Annotated in this window: 15 protein-coding genes; 10 read left to right on the forward strand and 5 right to left on the reverse strand. The window is 66.9% G+C overall.

Features of this window, described 5'->3' with window-relative positions:
- The first annotated feature begins 14 nt into the window (after nucleotides 1–14).
- From tssC to tssA, 7 genes are all read left to right on the forward strand, one after another.
- On the forward strand, nucleotides 15–1,505 hold the full coding sequence (gene tssC / locus WS96_RS12980; protein WP_059499710.1) for a type VI secretion system contractile sheath large subunit: 1,491 nt from the start codon (nucleotides 15–17) through the stop codon (nucleotides 1,503–1,505).
- Between the two features lie 70 nt (nucleotides 1,506–1,575).
- Entirely contained in the window at nucleotides 1,576–2,079 is a 504-nt protein-coding gene (locus tag WS96_RS12985; protein ID WP_006477093.1) for an Hcp family type VI secretion system effector, read from the forward strand.
- A 48-nt stretch (nucleotides 2,080–2,127) separates the two neighbouring features.
- Complete coding sequence (gene tssE, locus WS96_RS12990) at nucleotides 2,128–2,613, forward strand: type VI secretion system baseplate subunit TssE (protein ID WP_034209799.1); 486 nt, start codon at nucleotides 2,128–2,130, stop codon at nucleotides 2,611–2,613.
- 76 nt (nucleotides 2,614–2,689) lie between these two features.
- Nucleotides 2,690–4,525: a type VI secretion system baseplate subunit TssF gene (gene tssF, locus WS96_RS12995; protein ID WP_059832968.1), complete on the forward strand. Its 1,836-nt coding sequence runs from the start codon at nucleotides 2,690–2,692 to the stop codon at nucleotides 4,523–4,525.
- Nucleotides 4,489–5,589, forward strand: coding sequence for a type VI secretion system baseplate subunit TssG (tssG, locus tag WS96_RS13000; protein ID WP_059832972.1), 1,101 nt, complete (start codon nucleotides 4,489–4,491; stop codon nucleotides 5,587–5,589). The genes tssF and tssG overlap by 37 nt, the downstream gene beginning before the upstream one ends.
- Before the next feature lie 39 nt (nucleotides 5,590–5,628).
- Nucleotides 5,629–8,298, forward strand: a complete 2,670-nt coding sequence (gene tssH / locus WS96_RS13005; RefSeq protein WP_059832975.1) for a type VI secretion system ATPase TssH — start codon at nucleotides 5,629–5,631, stop codon at nucleotides 8,296–8,298.
- A gap of 42 nt (nucleotides 8,299–8,340) precedes the next feature.
- Entirely contained in the window at nucleotides 8,341–9,462 is a 1,122-nt protein-coding gene (gene tssA, locus WS96_RS13010) for a type VI secretion system protein TssA (protein WP_059832978.1), read from the forward strand.
- Nucleotides 9,463–9,552: 90 nt separating this feature from the next.
- On the opposite strand, the gene WS96_RS13015 is transcribed toward tssA, so the two are convergent.
- The 4 genes from WS96_RS13015 to WS96_RS13030 form a co-directional block, all read right to left on the reverse strand.
- Nucleotides 9,553–10,503: an OmpA family protein gene (locus tag WS96_RS13015; RefSeq protein ID WP_059832982.1), complete on the reverse strand. Its 951-nt coding sequence runs from the start codon at nucleotides 10,501–10,503 to the stop codon at nucleotides 9,553–9,555.
- A 4-nt stretch (nucleotides 10,504–10,507) separates the two neighbouring features.
- Nucleotides 10,508–11,497, reverse strand: coding sequence for a type VI secretion system-associated protein TagF (gene tagF, locus WS96_RS13020; protein WP_034209805.1), 990 nt, complete (start codon nucleotides 11,495–11,497; stop codon nucleotides 10,508–10,510).
- The gene (gene tssM / locus WS96_RS13025; protein ID WP_059832984.1) at nucleotides 11,494–15,453 is read right to left on the reverse strand and encodes a type VI secretion system membrane subunit TssM; all 3,960 of its coding nucleotides are present in this window, start codon (nucleotides 15,451–15,453) and stop codon (nucleotides 11,494–11,496) included. The genes tagF and tssM overlap by 4 nt, the downstream gene beginning before the upstream one ends.
- Nucleotides 15,454–15,754: 301 nt before the next feature.
- Nucleotides 15,755–16,600, reverse strand: coding sequence for a M15 family metallopeptidase (locus tag WS96_RS13030; RefSeq protein ID WP_034209807.1), 846 nt, complete (start codon nucleotides 16,598–16,600; stop codon nucleotides 15,755–15,757).
- Nucleotides 16,601–16,721: 121 nt separating this feature from the next.
- On the opposite strand from WS96_RS13030, the gene WS96_RS13035 reads away from it, so the two are divergent.
- Together WS96_RS13035 and WS96_RS13040 are read left to right on the forward strand one after the other, a co-directional pair.
- Nucleotides 16,722–17,693, forward strand: a complete 972-nt coding sequence (locus tag WS96_RS13035) for a hypothetical protein (protein ID WP_059832987.1) — start codon at nucleotides 16,722–16,724, stop codon at nucleotides 17,691–17,693.
- Nucleotides 17,694–17,906: 213 nt separating this feature from the next.
- Nucleotides 17,907–18,935 carry a transporter gene (locus WS96_RS13040; protein ID WP_059833081.1) on the forward strand — a complete coding sequence of 343 codons (1,029 nt, stop codon included), beginning with the start codon at nucleotides 17,907–17,909 and terminating at the stop codon, nucleotides 18,933–18,935.
- A gap of 208 nt (nucleotides 18,936–19,143) precedes the next feature.
- On the opposite strand, the gene WS96_RS13045 is transcribed toward WS96_RS13040, so the two are convergent.
- The gene (locus WS96_RS13045; protein WP_059832989.1) at nucleotides 19,144–21,312 is read right to left on the reverse strand and encodes a M1 family metallopeptidase; all 2,169 of its coding nucleotides are present in this window, start codon (nucleotides 21,310–21,312) and stop codon (nucleotides 19,144–19,146) included.
- A gap of 17 nt (nucleotides 21,313–21,329) precedes the next feature.
- On the opposite strand from WS96_RS13045, the gene WS96_RS33655 reads away from it, so the two are divergent.
- Nucleotides 21,330–21,539 (forward strand): hypothetical protein, encoded by a 210-nt coding sequence (locus WS96_RS33655; RefSeq protein WP_155294519.1) that lies wholly within the window; start codon nucleotides 21,330–21,332, stop codon nucleotides 21,537–21,539.
- Nucleotides 21,540–21,729: the final 190 nt, after the last annotated feature.

A 21,729-nucleotide genomic window follows, 5' to 3' on the forward strand; every position in this document is an offset into this window, starting at 1 on the left:
GACGGAGTGTTGAGATGAACCAGCAAACGGCTGCGGCCCAAGCGAGCGGCGCGGAATACGCCGCCGGGACTTCGTTGCTCGACGACATCGTCGAGAAGAGCAAGGTCGCGAAATCCGATTCCGAGCATGCGCGTGCGAAGGACCTGATCGGCGAACTCGTGCACCAGGTGCTCGACGGCACGGTGATCGTGTCGGACAACCTGTCGGCCACGATCGACGCGCGCGTCGCGGAACTCGACCGCCTGATTTCCACGCAGCTTTCCGCCGTGATGCACGCGCCGGAATTCCAGCGCCTCGAAAGCACGTGGCGCGGGATGGACTATCTGGTCAAGGAAAGCAACACGGGCCAGACGATCAAGATCAAGGCACTGCACGCACCGAAGCGCGACCTCGTGCGCGACTTCAAGGGCGCGAGCGAGTTCGACCAGAGCGCGCTGTTCAAGAAGGTCTACGAAGAGGAATTCGGCACGTTCGGCGGCTCGCCGTTCGGTGCGCTGATCGGCGATTACGAGATCTCGCGCCAGCCGGAAGACATGTACTTCATCGAGCAGATGTCGCACGTCGCGGCGGCCGCGCATGCGCCGTTCATCGCGTCGGCGTCGCCGGAACTGCTCGGTCTCGAGTCGTTCTCCGACCTCGGCAAGCCGCGCGACCTCGGCAAGGTGTTCGATACCGTCGAATACGCGAAGTGGAAGTCGTTCCGCGACGCCGAGGACTCGCGCTACGTCGGCCTGACGCTGCCGCGCTTCCTCGGCCGCCTGCCGTTCAATCCGAAGGACGGCCAGACCGCGGAGAACTTCAACTTCGTCGAGGAAGTCGACGGCACCGATCACGACAAGTACCTGTGGTGCAACGCGGCATGGGCCTTCGCGGCACGCCTGACGGCCGCGTTCGACGACTTCGGCTGGTGCGCGGCGATCCGCGGCGTCGAAGGCGGCGGCCTCGTCGAGGATCTGCCGACCCACACGTTCAAGACCGACGACGGTGAAGTCGCGCTGAAGTGCCCGACCGAGATCGCGATCACCGATCGCCGCGAGAAGGAGCTGAGCGACCTCGGCTTCATCCCGCTCGTCCATTGCAAGAATTCAGATTACGCCGCGTTCTTCGCTGCGCAGTCGGTGCAGAAGCCGAAAAAATACAGCACCGACAGCGCGAACGCGAACGCCGTCCTGTCCGCCCAGCTTCAGTACATCTTCTCGGTATCGCGCGTCGCGCACTACCTGAAGGCGATGATGCGGGACAAGATCGGCAGCTTCGCATCGGCGCAGAACGTGGAGACTTTCCTCAACCGGTGGATTTCGCAATACGTCCTGCTCGACGACAACGCCTCGCAGGAACAGAAAGCGCAATTTCCGCTGCGCGAGGCATCCATACAAGTGTCGGAGATTCCGGGCAAGCCGGGCTCGTATCGTTCGGTCGCATTCCTGCGTCCGCACTTTCAGCTCGACGAACTCTCGATTTCTCTGCGACTTGTCGCTGATCTGCCCAAACCGGCAAATTCATAAGCGAGTAAATCGCCCGGGCGGGCCGCCTGGGTAGGACGTTAAAACCACCTCTTTGGGGAGTCGAAGGGCCATGTTACATATGCACTTGCAGTTTGGTAGTCCCGCGGTGAAGGGCGAGTCCGCGGACAAAGACCATCAGGGCTGGATCGAACTGAAATCGTGGGATCACTCGATCGTTCAGCCGCGTTCGGCAACCGCATCGACCGCTGGCGGTCACACGATGACGCGTTGCGAGCACGGCGACATGATCTTCACGAAGGAAATCGATTCGTCGAGCCCGCTGCTGTATCAGCACGCTTCGGGCGGTACCACGTTCGACGAAGTGACGGTCCATTTCTCGCGCGCGGACGGTGAAGGCAAGCGCGTGCAGTATCTGGAAGTCAAGCTCAAGTACGTGATCATCTCGAGCATCGCGCCGAGCGTTCGCGAGGAAGGTCTGCCGCTCGAGACGTTCTCGCTGAAGTACGCAGCCGTGCAGTGGAAGCAAACCCAGCAGAAGATCGGCGGCAACCAGGGCGGCAACACGCAAGGCGCCTGGAGCCTGACGAAGAACGACAAGACCTACGCGGTCTAAGGTCGGTTGCGGCAACGGGGCGCGTCGCGTCCCGTTGCCGTTTTCGTCATGAAACGATTCGAACCCAGTTTTCTCGACAAGCTGTTCGACGACGAACCGCATCTGCCGGCAACGGCCGCGATGCGGCAATTGTCGCTGGACGAGCTCAAGAATACGGTCGCCCGCGACGTCGAGGCGATCCTCAACACCCGTATCGCGCACACCGAGGACGAACTGGCCGCACTGCCGGAATGCCAGAAATCGGTGCTGACCTACGGACTGAACGATTTCGCGGGGCTGAGCCTCGCGAGCCACTACGATCGCGCGTTCATCTGCAAGTCGATCCAGCAGGCCATCGCGCGTCACGAGCCGCGCCTGCAGCAGGTGCAGGTGACGTTCGAGCTGAACGAGCAGGCCACCAACGCGCTCTACTTCGCGATCCAGGCGCTGCTCGTCGTGCACCCGGCCGAGGAGCCGGTGAGTTTCGACGCGATGTTGCAACCGTCGACGCTGCAATATTCGGTCACGCGTGCACGCGCGGCACGAATGCAGTAAATCAAGCCGCCGAGCGGGCCGGACCGCCCGGTGGTCGATCAGGTCCGGCATGAAATATTGAGGTTCGGGGTCGTCGATGGAAGAGTTGCTGCCGTATTACGAACGCGAATTATCGTTTTTGCGGCGCTATTCGCGAGATTTCGCCGAACGCTATCCGAAGATCGCCGCGCGCCTCGCGCTGTCCGGCGAGCATTGCGAGGATCCGCACGTCGAGCGGATGATCGAATCGTTCGCGCTGCTCGGCGCGCGCATCAACAAGAAGCTCGACGACGATTACCCCGAATTCACCGAAGCGCTGCTGGAAGTGCTGTATCCGCACTACCTGCGGCCGTTCCCGTCGTGCTCGATCGCGCAGTTCACGCCGGCTTCGCCCGGCCAGCAGACCGAACCGGTCGTGGTCGATCGCGGCACCGAGCTGAAGAGCCGCCCGATCCGCGGCGTGCAATGCCGGTTCCGCACCGCCTACGACGTGACGCTCGCGCCGATCCGCATCTCGGAGGCGCGCTATACGCCGGTCGCGCTCGCGCCGAGCGCGACGGTGCTGCCGTCGAACGCGACGGGCGTGATCTCGATCACCTTCGAATCGCTCGCCGCGCAGCTCGATCTCGGCGCGCTGAAGGTGTCGACGTTGCGCGCGCATCTGCACGGCGAGCAGTCGTTCGTCGCCGCGCTGACCGACTGCCTGTTCGTCAACGTGCTCGGCGCGTACGTCGAGCCCGAACGCAACGGCCGCTGGACCGCGCTGCGCAAGCTGCCGATCGCGCAAGCCGGCTTCGCCGAGGACGACGCGCTGATCGACTATCCGGCGAAATCGCATCCCGCGTACCGGCTGCTGACCGAATACTTCGCGTTCCCCGACAAGTTCGATTTCGTCGACTTCGACCTCGCGGCGATCGCACGCGCGTCGGGCCGCTGCCAGCGCGCGACGCTGCACTTCGTGCTGCAGGACGTGCGCAGCGATTCGCACGTCGCGCGCCTGCTCGAGCTGCTGACGGCGAGCCATTTCCGGCTGTTCTGCACGCCGATCGTCAACCTGTTCCACCAGCACGGCGAGCCGATCCGCATCACGCACCGCGCGGTGTCGTATCCGGTGATCGCCGAGGCGCGGCGCGCGTTCGCGTACGAGGTGTACTCGATCGATTCGGTGAAGCTCGTCCGACAGCAGGCGCACGAGGAATCGGTGATCGAGTTCCGGCCGTTCTATTCGCTGCATCACGGCGAATCGGCGCGGATCGGCCATTACTGGTTCGCGCGCCGCAACGACTGGGTCGCGCAGAAAAGCCCCGGCTACGAAACCGAGATCTCGATCGTCGACATCGACTTCGAGCCGACGTCGCCGCAGACCGACACGCTGAGCCTCGACCTCACCTGCACGAACCGCGACCTGCCGGCGATGCTGGCGTTCGGCCTCGAAGGCGGCGACCTGTTCCAGGAGGGCGGCGCGCAAACGAGCGGCATCTCGATGCTGCGCCGCCCGACGCAGAGCGTGCGTTTCGAGCGCGGCCGCGCCGCGCACTGGCGGCTCGTGTCGCACCTCGCGCTCAACCACGTGTCGCTCGTCGCGCACGGCCTCGCGCCGCTGAAGGAAATGCTGACGCTGTACGACCTGCGACGCACGGCCGTGTCGATGCGCCAGATCGACGGCCTCGCCGGCATCGAGCAGCGCGGCGCCGTGCAGTGGCTGCCCGGCAAGCCGTTCGCGACGTTCGTGCGCGGCATCGAGATCCGGCTGACGATCGACGAGGAACACTTCGTCGGCGCGAGCCTCGCGTCGTTCGTGCGCGTGCTCGACAGCTTCTTCGGGCTGTACGTCCACCTCAACAGTTTCGTTCAATTGGTCGTCGTGTCGAAGCGCACCGGCGAGGAGATCATTCGATGCAAGCCCCGAACCGGCGAATCGATCCTGGCGTAGTCGACGCGCTGCTCGACGAGCCGCATCGTTTCGAGTTCTTTCAGGCGGTGCGCGTGCTCGAAGGGCTGTTCGCGCGGCAGGCGTCGGATGCGCCCGGCGCGTGGCGGCAAGGCGACGTGGTCGCGCAGCGCATCGCATTTCGCAACACGCTGTCGCTCGGCTTCCCGCCGAGCGAGATCGAGGGCGCGCGTTCGTACGACGACGACGGCACGCCGCTGAACTCGGACGCGCAGCGCGACACCGCGCTGGCCGCCGGCGAGCTCGGCCGCGTCGAGCTGACGCCCGCGTTCTTCGGGCTGCTCGGCGGGCAGGGCGCGCTGCCGCTGCACTACACCGAGCAGATCGTCGCGCGCGAGCATCTGAGGCGCGATCACGCGGCGCGGGCGTTCTTCGACGTGTTCTCGAACCGCGCGACCGCGCTGTTCTATGCGGCGTGGAAGAAATACCGGCTGCCGTTCCATTACGAGCTCGACCGCGACGAGCGCTACCTGCCGCTGCTGCTCGCGATCGCCGGCGTGCCGAGCGACGAGGTGCGCGACAGTCTCGCCGCCGGCCCGGGCGGCGTGCTCGACGAGGCCGTGGCCGGCTACGCGCTGGCCGCGCGGCACCGGCCGATGTCGGCCGCGTACCTGCAGCGCACGCTGTCCGATTATTTCCGCGTGCCGGTGAAGATCGACCAGTTCGTCGGCAAGTGGTACGACGTGCCGCCCGACCAACTGAGCGTGCTCGGCGAAGTCAACGCGGTGCTCGGCGCGACGGCGCTCGTCGGCGAGCGCGTGTGGCAGCGCGACATGCGCGCGCGGATCGTCGTCGGCCCGCTGTCCAAGCGCGATTACGAGGCGTTCCTGCCCGGCGGCGCGCACGCCGTCGCGCTCGAGCGGATGCTGACGCTGCTCGCCGGCGTCACGCTCGAGTACGAGGTGAGGCTCGTGCTGAAGCGCACGGAAGTCGGCGCGAGCATGCTCGGCACGGGCTCGCGGCTCGGCTGGGATGCGTTCCTGTGCACGCGCGACGCCGCGGAAGACCGCTCCGACGCCCGCTACGAGCTGCACGTGATTCACTGACCCCGACAACAACAAGCAATCGAACCTGAGAACGACGCCATGAGCACGCCTCTGAAAACCCTGATCACGAAACTGAACCCGCTGTGCCGCCATGCGACCGAGCGCGCGGCGAGCGCGTGCCTGGCGCGCGGCCACTACGAGGTCGATCTGGAGCATCTGTTCCTCGCGTTGCTCGACGAAGCGACGGGCGACCTGCCGCTCGCATTGCGCGCGAGCCGTGTCGACCCGCATGCGCTCCATGCCGATCTCGAACGCGAGCTGACGCGCCTGAAGACGGGCAACACGCGCACGCCGGTGTTCTCCGTGCATCTGATCGCGCTGTTCGAGCAGGCGTGGCTGATCGCGTCGCTCGATTCGCAGCTCGGTCGCATCCGTTCGGGGCACCTGCTGCTCGCGCTGCTGACCGCGCCCGATCTCGCGCAGTTCGCGCAACGGATGTCGTCGCGGTTCGCGGAAATGAACGTGACGGACCTGAAGCACAAGTTCGACGAAATCATGGCCGGTTCGAGCGAAGCCGAGCCGCGTCAGGCGGATGAAGACGGCAGCGACGTCGCGCCGGCCGCCGACGACATGGCGCCCGCGGCCGGCCCGTCGAAGACGCCCGCGCTCGACACGTACACGACCAACCTCACGCAGCGCGCGCGCGACGGCAAGATCGACCCGGTGATCGGCCGCGAAGCGGAGATCCGCCAGGCAATCGACATCCTGATGCGCCGCCGCCAGAACAACCCGATCATGACCGGCGAGGCCGGCGTCGGCAAAACGGCGGTCGTCGAGGGGCTCGCGCTGCGGATCGCGGCCGACGACGTGCCGCCGCCGCTGCGCGGCGTCGCGCTGCACGTGCTCGACATGGGGCTGCTGCAGGCCGGCGCGAGCGTGAAGGGCGAGTTCGAGAACCGTCTGAAGAGCGTGATCGACGAGGTGAAGAAGAGCGCGCATCCGATCATCCTGTTCATCGACGAGGCGCACACGATCATCGGCGCGGGCGGCCAGGCCGGCCAGAACGACGCGGCGAACCTGCTGAAGCCGGCGCTCGCGCGCGGCGAGCTGCGCACGATCGCCGCGACGACGTGGAGCGAATACAAGAAGTACTTCGAGAAGGATGCGGCGCTCGCGCGGCGCTTCCAGGTCGTGAAGGTCGAGGAGCCGAGCGAGCCGCTGGCCGCGGCGATGCTGCGCGGGATGTCGGGCCTGATGGAGAAGCATTTCGACGTGCGGATTCTCGACGACGCGATCACCGAGGCCGTGCGCCTGTCGCACCGCTACATCAGCGGCCGCCAGTTGCCGGACAAGGCGATCAGCGTGCTCGACACCGCGTGCGCGAAGGTCGCGCTCGCGCACAGCGCGACGCCGGCGGCGATCGACGATACCAAGAAGCGCATCGAGCGTATCGATGCGGAAATCGCGTCGCTGGAGCGCGAGGCGGCGGGCGGTGCGGTGCACGACGAGCGGCTCGGCGAGCTGCGCGGCGCGCGCGACACGTCGCTCGAACAACTGGCGAAGGACGAAGAACGCTACGAGGCCGAGCGGGCGATCGTCGCCGAGATCACCGAACTGCGCGATGCGCTCGATCGCGCGCGCGGCCCGTCGGAAGACGGCCAGCCGGTCGACGTGCAGGCCACCCGCGACAAGCTCGCCGAACGCGTCGCGGCATTGCATGCGCTGCAGGGCGGCGAGCCGATGGTGCCGCTGCAGGTCGACGGCCACGTGGTCGCCGAGATCGTCGCCGCGTGGACGGGCATTCCGCTCGGCCGGATGGTGAAGGACGAGATCGACACCGTGCTGAACCTGCAGCCGCTGCTCGCCGCGCGCGTGATCGGCCAGGACCATGCGCTGGAGGCGATCGCGCAGCGCGTGCGCACCGCGACCGCGAACCTCGAGGATCCGAACAAGCCGCGCGGCGTGTTCATGTTCGTCGGGCCGTCGGGCGTCGGCAAGACCGAGACGGCGCTGGCGCTGGCCGACATCCTGTATGGTGGCGAGCGCAAGATGGTCACGATCAACATGAGCGAGTACCAGGAAGCGCACAGCGTGTCGGGCCTGAAGGGTTCGCCGCCGGGCTACGTCGGTTACGGCGAAGGCGGCGTGCTGACCGAGGCCGTGCGCCGCAACCCGTATTCCGTCGTGCTGCTCGACGAGGTCGAGAAGGCGCACCCGGACGTGCTCGAAATGTTCTTCCAGGTGTTCGACAAGGGCACGATGGACGACGCCGAAGGCCGCGAGATCGACTTCCGCAACACGCTGATCATCCTGACGTCGAACGTCGGCTCGGCGGCGGTGATGCAGGCCTGCCTGAACAAGCCGGCCGACGAATTGCCCGATCCGGACGCGCTCGCCGAGACGTTGCGTCCGCAACTGTACAAGACCTTCAAGCCGGCGTTCCTCGGCCGGATGAAGGTCGTGCCGTACTATCCGATTTCCGACGACGTGCTGGCCGAGATCATCGAGCTGAAGCTCGAGCGCATCCGCCGCCGGATCGAGACGAACCACAAGGCCGCGTTCGAATGGGACGAGTCGCTCGTCGACGCGGTGCTCGCGCGCTGCACCGAGGTCGACTCGGGCGCCCGCAACGTCGACCACATCCTGAACGGCACGCTGCTGCCGGAGATCGCGGGCCACGTGCTCGGCCGGATCGCCGACGGCGCGGCCATCGCGCGCATCGCGGTGCGCGCGGACGAGGCCGGCGAATTCGCGTACACCGTCGAATGAGCGCGGCCGCGCCCAGCCCAGCATTGATGAACTGACCGAACCATGCCGATCAATCTCCCCGAGCTGCTGACGCCGATCAGCGAGACGTCGCCCAGCGGCGACGACCTGCTGTTTTCGAACGAATTCGACGCGATCCAGGACGCGCGGCGCTATGACGACCCGACGCTCGACCAGGGCGAATGGGTGACCGAGATCAAGGAGGCCGACTGGGGCTTCGTCGTCGATCATGCGGGCGAGCTGCTGCGCACGCGCACGAAGGACTTGCGGCTCGCCGTGTGGCTGACCGAGGCGCTCGCGCTCGAGGACGGCATCACGGGCCTCACCGAAGGCTATGCGCTGCTCGAGGGCCTGTGCCGCGAGTTCTGGGACACCTTCCATCCGCTGCCCGAGGACGACGACATCGAGCACCGGCTCGGCAACGTCGCGTGGCTGTCCGGCCGCACGGCCGAGTTGCTGCGCGCGGTGCCGCTGACGGACGGCGCATCGAATGCGTTCAGCACGCTCGACTGGGAAGTCGCGCAGCACGTCGCGCAGTCGATCAAGCGCGACCCCGAGCACGCGGACGACATCGCGCGCGGCAAGCCGTCGATCGAGCAGATCGATGCGTCGCGGCGCATGACGTCGATCGCGTTCTACACGGCGCTGCTGGCGAACCTGAAGGCGTTCGAATTCGCGCTCGATGCGTTCGAGGAGCGGCTCGTCGAGCGTGCGGGCGATTCGGCGCCGAGCTTCCGGCAGGCGCGCGACGCGTTCGAGACCGTGTACCGGCTCGCCGAGCGCTTTGCGCGCGAACAGGGCTATACGGGCAGCGCGCCGCACGCGCAGGTAGCGCCGCAGGCCCAGCCCGAACGCATCGAGCCGGTGTTCGGCCAGCCGATCCAGACCGAGGAGACTCACGTGCCGCAGCAGACCGCTTCGCGCCCGCCGGCGACGCAGATGATCGCCGGCATCCAGAACCGTGCGCAGGCCGTCGACCAGCTGCGTGCGGTGGCGCGCTATTTCCGCCAGACCGAGCCGCACAGCCCGGTCGCGTATCTCGCCGACAAGGCGGCCGAATGGGCCGACATGCCGCTGCACAAGTGGCTCGAGAGCGTCGTGAAGGACGATGGCTCGCTGTCGCACATTCGCGAGCTGCTGGGCGTGCGGCCCGACGAGCAGTCGTAAACGCAAGACGGGCGGCGCATTGCTGCCGCCGCCCGTCGTGTGCCGCGCCGTGCCGCGTCGCCATCGCGCGAGCGGCCGGCCGATTTCCCGTTACTGCCCGACGCGGAATTCGATCCGCCGGTTCCGCGCCCGTCCGTCCGCCGTATCGTTCGGCGCGATCGGCTGATCCGGCCCGACGCCCGTCGTCGTCATCTGCTGCGGCGGAATGCTCTTCGTGATCAGGTAGCCCTTCACCGCATCCGCGCGCGCCTGGCTCAGCGCGATGTTCGACGTCCGATTCCCCGAGTTGTCGGTGTGGCCGATGATGTCGACCGTGCGGTTCGGCATCTTCGCGAGCGCGGCCGCCATCTGGTCGAGGATCAGCTTGCCCTGCGGCGTCAGCGTCGCGCTGCCGGTCTCGAACTCGATCGTCCGGTTCGCGAGCGTCTGATCGAGCACGCCCTGTTCGGACGCGGACACGCGCAGCCCGTTCTTGATCGTGTACGTCGGGTTCAGCGTGTTCGCCATGTCGCTCGCGAGCTGCTGGCGCTGCGCCTCGTTGTGCACCTCGCCCTTCATCTCGATCTGCGTGCCGTTGATCCTCAACTGGCCCTTGCTGATCTGCTTGAGCTGCGCGCCGAGCAGCTTCTGCACGTTCGCGCTCCAGTTCGGCGGCGTCGCGACGTCGCCGACCTCGATCTGGTCGACGACGTTCGTCGCGCCGTAGGTGTCGCGCAGCTTCTGCAGCACGGCCGCCTTGGTCGCTTCGTCGGGCACCTTGCCGCCGACGACCACCTGGCCGGGCGTCGCGTTCGCGGGCGGCGGCGCGATCGTGCCGGCGGTGCCGTGTACCGCCGTACCGGACGCGCCGCCGGCGTTCGGGTTGGCCTGCGGCAGCGCGGTCGTCGCGACCGTGCCGTTGCCGACCGGCGTGACGGTCGCGCCCGTGTTCTGCGCGAAGGCCGCGCCGCTCGCGACGAGGCCGGCCGCGAACAGCGCGGCGAGGGCGGGCGAGACGGCGGTCGACAGGCGCGTGCGCCGGACCTGAATCGTGCGATGCATGCCGTCAGCCTCCGATGAACGCTTCGCGGAACGCGTCGATGGCGACGCGCAGCGAGAGTTGCGGTTGGTCGAGGTAGCTGACGAGCTTGCTGATCTGCTGATCGTTTTGCGCATGGGCGTCGATCCACTCGGGATCGTCGATGTCGATGTTGTGGGCGGCGTAGGTCTGCGGGTCGACGACGCTCAGCAGCGTTTTCGCCGACGCACCGTTGAAGCCGATGATGAGCCGTTCGCGTTCGGCGATCGTGCCGATGAAGATCGCGAGCTCGAAGTCGGCCTGCGCGACGAACGGCGCGATCAGCTCGAGCCAGAACGCGGCGACGAGGCTGCGGTAGAACGGATCGACCGGCAGCGGCAGCGTGAGGCCGCGCTCGATGTGCGACGAGCCGCTCTGCATCACCGGCCGCAGCAGCGAGCCGAGCGCGAGCATCGCGCCGCGCAGCCGCACCGGATGACCGCTTTCGAGCAGCATCTGCTGCAGGCCGTACAGCGACTGGTGTTCGACGAAATCGTTGAAGGTGCCGTCGTGCGACGTACCCGGGCCGCCGATGTCGATCGGCACCTGGGTGTCGCCGAGCGCCTGCAGCGCGCCGGGCGGCTCGTCCTTGCCGAGCAGCGGCGGGATCTGCGCGGCGACGCGCGACCACAGCCGCGCGAACGCGAGCGGGCTGCGCGCGAGGAACGCGAGCGGCCGGTCGACCTCGAGCGCGGTGGCGCCGAGGAACGGGAAGCGGCGCATCGACACGTCGTGGCTCGCGACCATGTGGCCCGCGATCGCGAGCTTGCTGCGCGAGCCGAGGAACGCGAAATGCATCGGCTTCGCATCCTCGTAGACGATCTTCCAGCGCGGATCTTCCGCGAGCAGCTCCAGCGCCTGCGCGATCCAGCGATCGAGCGTCTGCAGCAACTGCGGATTGTGCGCGCTCTTCACGAAGTCGCCGCGCGACGGAATCTTGCCGAAGTAGGCGATTTGCGCCTGTACCGTTTGCGTCATTGCGCCCTCTGTGCATTCGTTGCGTTGGCGGCCGCGACGGCCGGCGCTGCGCCCGGCGTGCCGGTAGCGGACATGCCGGTGGCGGACAGCGTCGCGTTCTGCGCGGCGCCCGCGCTCGCGTCGGCGACCGATGACGGCAACTGCAGGCCGCGCAGGCTCTGTTGCTGCGGCTGGTCGCCGCCGCCGGCCGACGGTTGCGACGTGCTGATGATGCGCATCGTCACCGACACGTTCACGCTGCCCTGTGCCCACGTCAGGTCGAAGGTGCCGTCCGGACGGCGCTTGCGCTGCGCCGAGTTGATCAGCTTCTCGAGGCCGTAGCGGCCCGGCTCGTTGACGAGCTGCACCGTGCGGCCGTCGAAGGTCGTCGCGGACAGCGTCGCGCCCGGCGAGCCCTGCGGGTTCGGCCACACGAAGTTGGTCCACTGCGGCGGCGTGTTGCGGTAGCGCAGTTGCTGGCCGTCGATCGCGATCGTGTATTCCGTCGTGCCCGTGCTCGGTTGCGGCAGGATCTGGAACACGGTCTGCGGCTCGGCCGACGCGGCCGCGCTGCCGGCGGCGCCGCCGGCGAGCGGCGCGACCCAGCGCGCGAAGCCGTTCGTGAACTCCGGCGTGAGCCCGATGCCCATGTCGCCCCACGTGCGGGCGGCGAGCGTGTCGCCGCGGCGCACCGCGAGCGGCCCGAGCGTCGTGCCGACGAACTTCGCGATCGAGCCGTCCGGACCGAACACCTGCGCGATTTCGCCGGCGCCGGCCTCGACCTTCGCGTTCGCCGCGAACGGGTACTTCGTCGCGAGCGAGCTCTGGAACGGCTGGTAGACCTGCGCGTTCCACACCTTGTTGACTTCGGCGCTGGCCGGCTGGATCACGACCGCGAACGCCTGCATCAGCGGCCGCACCAGCAGCGGGCGCAGCGACTTGCGTTGCGAATCGGTCAGGCCCGTCAGCATCTGCTCGTCGACGAGCTTCAGCGAATCGGCGAGTTCCGAACCGCTGCCGTCGAGGGTCTGCTGCATCAGCTGACGCGCGCCCGGGCCCGGGTCGCCCTGGTTCTTGATCACGTTGAAGCGCGTGCGGACCTTCGACAGCGACTCCATGTAGCCCTTCAGCATCGACGTGCCGTCATGCGTCGCGACGATCCGCGCGAGCCCGACGAACTCCTGGCCGATCGGGCCCATCGGCACCTCGGCCGGATTGCCGTTGATGTCGATGTTGGCCGCCGCCACCTGGCCGGCCTGCGAGCGCGAGAACAGTTGCTTGACCCAGTTCACGACGCCCGTCTGCGCCTTCTTGATCGTCACGTTCGCGAGCGACGGGTTGTCCCACGACGTCTGGTCGTACGCGGTCTCGAGGATCTTGCGGATCGGCGAATCCTGCGGGTCGCCGAGGCGGTTCATCCCGTCGACGGCCTGGCCGAAGCTGGTGAAGCCCTGTACCGCGATGCCCTGCATGAACTTCTGCCAGTGCTGCGCGTACTCGGTCTTGTACATGCCGACGAGTGTCTTCTGGATCTGCTCGGGGCTGCCCTCGAGCGTCAGGTCGTCCTGCGTCGACGTGTTCAGCACCCAGTCCTTCGCCTGCAGTTCCTTGGTCGCGGCATCGCGGATCGCCGGCTGCACGTAGTCGAACCACGCTTCGCGCGTGAACGTGCCCGGAATCGCGTAGCTGCCGGCAACCAGCGACTGGTTGCCGTCGCCGACGATGCGCGCGATGGTCATCGGCGCGAAGCGGGTCGATGCGCGGGCCTTGATTTCCTCGTAGACGCGCTGGCGGGCCGGCATGCCGCGCACCACGCGGCGCAGGTTCTCGCGGGTCTGGTCGACGAGCGCGAGGTTCGCGTCGATCATCGGCCAGTCGTTGTCGTTCACGCGCGACAGGTAGAACGAGATCATGCGCTCGGCGCTCCTGATCATCTCGTCGCGCGGCATGTTGCCGCGATTCGTCTCGAGCCAGCCGCGCCAGAAGCGGGCGAGCTGGTCGGTCAGGTGCGCCTGCTCGACGTGACGCTTGTCGGACAGCATCAGGTACGTCTTCAGCGCGTTGTACGCGTCCTGCACGTTGGTCGGCGACGCGTCGCTGTAGAGGCCGCCCTGCGGCGCGGCCGCCTGTTGCGGGGCGGCGGCCGGTGCGGCGCCCGACGCGGCCGGCACGGCGCCGGCCTGCGGCGCGGCGCCTGCCGCGTTCGTCGAGACCGGCAGCGTGCCGCCCTGCACGGCGCCCGATTCGGGCGGGCGCGTCATCGGCACGAGCTGTTCGGGGTGCGCGTTCACGTCCTTCATGAACGACGCGAGGTTCTGCGACACCGGCGCCAGCAGGATCTGGCGCACGCCGTTGTAGTACTCGGTCAGCAGGTGCTGTTCGAGACGGTCGCCCTGGTACAGGCCGAGCGACACCGACAGCGGCTTGTCGCGGCGGAACTGTTCGAGCTGCTCGATCCGGTCCTCGAGGATGTCCATCGCCTGCAGGCGCGACTGCAGGTCGTTGCGGCCCTGCTGCAGGCGCGTGACGTTGTCGAGGTCGGCCTGCACGTTCGCGACGAGCTGCTGGTTGCCGATCGTCGACCAGGTCCAGCCGCCGAGCGCGAGCGCGAGCGCCGCGACGAAGCCGAAGAAGGTCGCGTAGCGCAGCCGCGTCTTGGTCGGGCTCGCGAACTGGCGCACCGTCTGACGGTCCGCGAAGATCACCTTCGAGAACAGGTCGCGCAGGAAGAAGCCGTTCTTCGAGAACGCGCTGTGCGGTTTCGGCAGCGCGCTTCCGTCGAGGCCGAAGCGGTGCGCGATGCGCTGCGCGGCCGCGCTGTTGGTTTCGCCTTCCTGCAGCGCGCTGGTGAAGTAGAAGCCGCGGAAGATCGGCTTGTACTGGAACGGGTTGTTCTCGAACAGCGTCGCGAGGAACGCGCGCAGCGACGGCTTGATCGTCGAGAATTCGAGCGGGAAGCTCAACTGGCCCGGCGACAGCTGGTTGCCGCGCGACAGCGACAGCTGCGCGACGCTGATCTCCTTCAGCCCTTCGTAGAGTTCCTCGAAGTGCGTGTCGAACTGCGCGACGACGTCACGCTTGTCGTCGGGCTCGTAGGGCAGGGTGGCGCCCCACACGCGGTCGTACTCGTGCTTGTCGCTGCTGCTGAAGAATTCGGTGAAGCCGGTGATCAGGTCGGCCTTCGTGAACATCACGTAGACCGGCGCGAACACTTCCAGCTTCTCCGTCAGCTCCTGAACGCGCTGGCGGAGGTTTTTCGCGAGGTTGATCGCGAATTCGGGGCGGTTGCCGGTGAGTTCCGCGATGCTGGCCGTGACGATGATGCCGTTGATCGGCGCCTTCGGACGGTAGCGCTTGAGCAGACCGAGGAAGCCGAGCCATTCGCTGCGGTCTTCCTCGTGCACCGAATAGCGGCCGGCCGTGTCGAGCAGGATCCCTTCGGTCGTGAAGAACCAGTCGCAGTTACGCGTGCCGCCGATGCCGTGGATCACGGCGCTGTTCTTGTCCGCGAACGGGAACTGCAGGCCGGAATTGAGCACGGCGCTGCTCTTGCCCGCGGCCGGGTTGCCGATCACGATGTACCACGGCAGCTCGTACAGCGCGGAGCCGCCCGACACCTGGCCGATCTTCGACGTCTTGATCGTCTTCACCGCATCCGACAGGCGCGTGCGCAGCACGTCGAGGTCGGCCGTCTTCGCGTCCGGTGCGAGCGCCGCGGCGGCCGGAGCGGCGATCTTGCCGGTTTCCGCCTGCTCTTCCAGCACCTGGCCGAGCTGCTGGTTCGCGCGCTTCACGCGCCAGCGGCGCCACAGCGCGACGACGAGCCACAGCGCGAGGACCGCCGCGAACGCGAGCGCCGCCCACAGGAGCGGCAACTGCAGCATGTCGGCGACGATGAACAGGATGGCCGCTAGCGCGACGATCCCGACGATCGAGAGCGTACGCGGATGAGTCAGCACGTTGAGGATGCGTTGCATAGGACGTTCAGGTTCCGGTGCGATTCGGTGAGGCGACGCAGGCGCGCCGAGCGGCAAGGGTGGCGCCGCGATGTGTCGCCATGCTGTCAAACGGGATGAAGGAGGCTGGCATCAACGCGCTCGCGGCATCGGAGAAGGCGCGCGCATTAACGAAAGGACGCTGTGAGATTTAAAACGGAAGCGGCGGCCGGAAAAAATCGCGCACCGGAATGCCCGATTGTTTGCGCCGCTCAAATCGTTTCCTGCCGGGTGATTAAAAAGCCCCATGCCGCCCTCATTATTTCTTGTCCGGCAGCCCTGGCTAGCTGCCGCGTCCCAGTTTAAAACCGGGTTTATGGTATTCCACGTGCCCGAGATCCATCATTTTCCATCGGCCGCCCCAGGTCAGGCCGACTTGCTCGGCGACCTGGCCGTACAACTGATAGCCGCGCATCGCCCACGGATCTTTCTCGGAAATGACCAGCTTGCCGTCGCGCAGGAATGCGTTATCGGCCGCCAGCCCGAATTGGTGATAACTCTGGAAGGCTGCCGCGTTGGTCACGTTGCTGCCCATCTGCGCCAGCCGGTTCTGCCGTTCCGGGCTCCGGTAACCTTCCAGCAACGCCATTTCATAACCGTGCTGTTCGTGCATGATCTTGTAGACCAGCAGCAAACGCGTACGGAAATCCGGGTCCAGCAGGTTCCAGTCGCGGCTCGCATCCTTCAGCGCCGGGCGGACCTGCTCGACCTCCTTGGTGGCGAAGACTTCCGGCGGCAGCGGCGGGGGCGGCACGAGTTGCTCGCCCTGCAGCAGCGCGGCGATTTTCTCGTCGGGCACGCGCGCCGTGTCGTCGTACTGGAACAATTGCCGGCCGCGTAACGCAATGGCGACCAATGGCGGCGTCGCAAGAATACCTGCCGATACCATAATCATCAAGCGTCGCCGAATCAGTAAATTTTGCACATCGCTTAATGCGCCGCGCGTCGCGCTTGCCGATTTAACAATCTGACTCCGCGTGCGCGCGGCGCGATCGTTCGCACGGCGCGTAAGGCGGCCGTGAAACTGGGCGACGGATTCGAAAACCGTCGCGCGGATACCCGGTAAAAGCAACAGTGCCGCGACAGCGACGGCAAGGGCGAAATAGGCGACGAGTGCGACGGCAATCAACGAAATCCCCGGAAATTGGAATTGATTGTGTTTTGCAATGCTTGCTCTTAGAATCAGGCTGCTTCGAGAAGCCGGGCTATATTATCGCGGTGAATTAAACCAGGATTCAATGAGACGCTGAATGAGTGCGCCGGAAAATTCAAATTCGAAAACTCCGCCCAGCCTGCTGTCCGATACCAAACCGGCAGGCGAGGGAGGACCTCGGCAGTCGCGCATTCTCGCGGATCTGGAAGGGCGTGTCACGCCGCCCGCCGAGCCGCCGCGCCGTTCGCTGAAGGCGCCGATCGCCGCCGTGGTGGCGTTGGTCGTGGCCGTCGGCGGCTGGGGCGCGTGGCGCATGCAGCAGTCGTCGGGCGAACGGCCCGCGGTCGTCGCGGCCGCGCCGACACCCGCGGCGGCTGCGCCGGACAAGGCCGCACCGGCCAGCGGCGCCGCCGCGCAGGTCGCGCAGAACGGCGCATCCGCCGCGTCGGCCGTGCAACCGGCCACGATCGTCAACGACGATTCGGCGTCCCAGGCCGTTGCGTCTGCTTCGGCTGCGTCCGCCGCGGACAACAGCCGCCTGTCGCGTGCGCTTGCCAACGGCGCCGACGACGCATCGGGCGCGGCCACCGCCGGCGCAGCCGCAACGGCCGCCGCCGCGGCGGCGACGGCCAAGACCGCGAAGGCCGACGCGTCGAAGGGCACGAAGGTCGCCGCGCACGGCAAGACCGATGCGAAGGCCGACACGAAGGCCGAAGCCCGCAAGCATCGCAAGGAACAGCAGGCCGAGCTCGCGCAGGCGAAGAAGCGCCGCGACGCGACGCCGACCCGAACCGCGAAGGCGGCCGGGAAGGACGATCCGGATGCCGATTTGCTCGCCGCGCTCGTCGCGCGCACGAAGCCGGCCGACAAGAAACTCGCCGCGCAGAAGGGGCAGGCGGTGCCGACCAAGACGGCGGCGGCGACCGGCGGCTCGCTGGCGTCGCGCGTGAAGGAGTGTTCGGAGCGCGGTTTCTTCGAGGATCAGCTGTGCCGCTGGCGCGTCTGCGACGGCCACTGGGGCAAGGACCCTGCGTGCCCGAGCGCCGCGCAGTCGGAGACGCGGCAGTAACGCGTGCCGCGCACGCCGCGAGGTCTTTCCTGTCAGCGCCGCCCACTGGGCGGCGCGTTGTTTTTGGGGGCACGGAGCGACCGCCGGTATGATGCCGCATGACGGTGTCACGAACGCGTCACGCCCGTCGGGCATACGTTTCCTTTCTTTTCCCGGCGCGGGCCCGCGACCCGCGATGTGCGGCGCGGCGCGCGCCGCACGACCTTCGACACGATGGACCTGATCGTACAGACTTACGGCGCCGATACGTCCGGCATGGTGTGCGGATTCCGCTTCGTTCCGGGCGGCGCCGGCACGATGCTCGATGCCGACGCGGCCGCCGCGTGGTTGCGCACGTGCCGCGAGCACGGCGCGGCCGCGTCGGGCGATTTCGTCTGGCTGCATTTCAATCTCGCGCATGGCGCGAGCGAGCGCTGGATGCGCACGCATCTCGGGTTGCCCGACAGCTTCTTCGAATTCCTGCACGAAGGCTCGCGCTCGACGCGCATCGAGCAGGAGGACGGCGCGTTGCGCGCGATCGTCAACGACGTGATGTTCAATCTCGAGCTCACGCCGTCGGAGATCGCGACGCTGTTCGTCCATGTCGAACGGCGCATCATGGTGACCGCGCGGCTCAAGCCGCTGCGCTCGGTCGACACGCTGCGCGCGTGCGTGCGCGACGGCGAGCAGTTCCGGTCGCCCGCGGAATTGCTCGTGCACCTGCTGCGCGACCAGGCCGACCTGCTGATCCAGATCATGCGGCGCACGAGCGTCGACGTCGACCGCATCGAGGATCGTTTCCTGTCGCAGCGGCTCACGTCGAACCGCATCGAGCTCGGTGCGATGCGCCGCACGCTGACGCGCCTGCAGCGCATGCTCGCGCCGGAGCCCGGGTCGATCTTCCGGCTGCTCGCGAAGCCGCCCGCGTGGCTGCACACGGAGGACGTGCAGGAGCTGCGCGAGTCGACCGAGGAATTCTCGCTGGTGCTCGCCGACCTGGCGGGACTCAACGAGCGCATCAAGCTGCTGCAGGAAGAGATCGGTTCGCGCCTCGACGAACAGAACAACCGGACGCTGTTCACGCTGACGCTCGTCACCGTGATCGCGCTGCCGATCAATATCGTCGCCGGCTTCTTCGGGATGAACGTCGGCGGCGTGCCGTTCTCGGAGAACAAGCACGGGTTCTGGCTGATGGTGCTGCTCGTCGCGGGCTTCACCGCGCTGGCCGCGTGGTGGGCGTTCCGGCGCCGCGACGATCGCTAGCGCGGCATCGGGCGTCGCATCGACGCATCCGCGCGTTTCGCCCCGTGGTTCGCGCAGCCGGCGTGGGAAACGCCGCGTGGGCGAGACGGCGGGCCGAGGCGCCGCCGCATGAAAAAAGGGCCTCGCATGCGAGGCCCGTCAACAGGTCGGAGAAACCGGTACGCCGGCCGGCACCGCGGGTGACGCGGCGCCGGCCGGAGTCGCACCGTTACTGCGTCACTACCTTGCGCGGCCGGAAGATACCCTGGTATTGCCGTGCCGGGCGTTCCTTCGTCACCGGTTCGATGCCGCCGAAGGTCGGCGTCTGGCGCAGCTTCATCGCGGCCGGCGAAGCGACCGAGCCGATCGACGTCGAGCGCGAGGCCGGCGCGAGGTTGTTCGCGACGAGCAGCGCCGCTTCGCTCTTCAGGTTCGCCAGCAGCACCGGATCGGTCGAGCTGTTGACCTGCGTGAGCAGCCCGCTCCAGGCCGCGTCGCTGTAGTTCACGACGTAGTAGTCGAGACCGCTCGGATCGGCGACCACGCCCGTGCAGCCGTCGATCCGCGTCTGTGCCTGCGTATCCTTCAGCGCGAGCGTCGTGCGTTTCGCGAGCCCCTGGCCGTACGCGAGCGTGATCGGCACCGTCCACTGCAGGCCCGGATACGCGTTCTTGTTCGGGAACGGCTGCTGTTTCAGCGTGACGACCGTCTGGTTCTTCGTCAGGTCGCACTGCGTATCGAGCGAGATCAGCGGCACGCCGGTCTGACGCACGTAGCTGTCGCCGATCGGGCCGACCGCCTGGCCGCTTTCCTTCGACAGCGCATCCCACAGACGCTTCGGCGTGCCGTTGCCGAACGAGTAGTCGACCAGGTACTGCTGCAGCCCCTTGCGCAAGGTCTGCTCGCCGAGATAGTTCTCGAGCGTCTTCAGCACGTGGCCGCCCTTGTCGTACGTGAACGCGCTGGCGCTCAGCACGAAGTCGTTCGACGCCCAGTCGTTGAAGTTCGGCGCGACCGGGAACGCGTTCGGGCCGATGTCGCGATTGATCACGCGGTACTTGTTCTTCACCTGGTCGAGCCAACTGAACTCGTTGGGGAAGAACTGGATCGTGGTCTTCGTCTCGAAGAACGTCGCGAACGATTCGTTGAGCCACACGTTGTCCCACCAGTCGGTCGTCACGAGATCGCCGAACCACTGGTGCGCCACTTCGTGCGTCAGCACTTCGTTGCCGTAGTGCGACATCGGTTGGCCCGGCTGGGGCAGGATGTCGTCGGCGAACTCGAGGATCGAGCCCCAGTTTTCCATCCCGCCGAAGTTCAGGTCCTTCTGCTCCTTGAACGCGTCGTTCGCGGCCACCGTGTCGAATTTCGTGAGCGGCAGCGGGATGCCCGTGTAGCGGTAGTAGAAGTCGAGCGCCTGCTTGGTGCGGTCCATCGCCGGCTTCGCCCACTCGCTCATGCCCGGCGGCGTGAACACGCGCAGGTGCAGGCCGCCCTTGCCGCCCGGCAGCGGGCTCGTGAAGTCGTCCTCGTAGGTGTCGAACATGCCGCCGCCGAAGAACAGCAGGTACGACGGCATCGGCGGGGTCTTCTCGAACTGCACGAGCTTGTAGCCGCCGCCGACGTTGGTCGACGGCTTCTCGGCCGCGTTCGACACGACGCGCCAGCTTTGCGGCACTTCGGCCGTCACTTCATAGGTCGGCCGGAACGCCGGCTCGTCCCAGCCGGGGAACCACTGGCGCGACAGGTTGGTTTCGCCCTGCGTGAGGATCGCGCCGCTCGTCTTGCCGTCGGTGCCCTTCAGGTCGACGCGGAATACGCCTTCCGCGGCCGAGCAGCCCGGATACGGATCGTCGCCGCAGCTGCCGCCCGTGTGGTTGACCGGATCGTCGTACGACTTGAAGTTGATGATGCCCGACCACTCCATGTGCAGCGAATAGTTGCCCGGCGCGATCGTGCCGGCGACGGGGCGCAACTGATAGAAGTCGCCCTTGTCCTGCGGCGTCGCGATCAGCTGGATGTTGCCCGGCTGCAGCGTGATGCGGCCATTGGTGAACTTGATCCGGTGGCCGGCGATCACGATGTTGTTGACCGGCTTCAGCACCTTGATCTCGACGTCGGCGCGGCCGTCGAACGCGTTCAGCGCTTCGTTCGGGCGGAACCACAGCCGGTAGTTCACGGGCACCACGGTGTCGGGCAGTTCGACGGGCTGCACGCTCTTGTCGACGTTGGATGCGCTCGGCGGCGCGGTGACGGCGGGCGACGAGCCCGTGTGCGGCGCGCCGGCGGAGCTGAGCGCGGAAGCGGAGCCCGCACCGCCGTCGTCGCCGCCGCACCCGGCGAGCGCGAGTGCGGCGACGAGCGGCAGATAACGCATCTTGCGAATATGAATCGACATGACTGAATCCTCGATTGTTGAAAGAATCGTTCAGTGCTGCGAAAACGCCGGCAAAAGCAATCCCCTCGCCGTTTAATCAACAGCGAAAAAATGCCAATGACGGATTATTCGAAAAAGACGGCGGCCGACTACGTGAAGGTAATCATGGTTTACTGCCCCCTCTGAATTTCCGGATGTCGTTTAACTGGCCGGTTCAAAATGGCCGGGCGCGTGTTGTACTGAATTGATTTCGCGCGCACGACACGGGGCCGCACGCCCGGCGCGGGCGCGCAATCCCTTTGAACCGACGACCTACGGGGCTGGCCGGGCCAGTCCGCAGGACGGAAGGACAGCGTGTCGCCGTCCCGTAAGTGCGCCGTCATGCGGCTTCAAGGTTTGTCGGCTTGCTCCAAGGATGCGTAAATATACTTGATGGTT

This window comes from Burkholderia sp. MSMB1835 (assembly GCF_001526365.1).
In the GTDB taxonomy this organism is placed as follows: Bacteria; Pseudomonadota; Gammaproteobacteria; order Burkholderiales; family Burkholderiaceae; genus Burkholderia.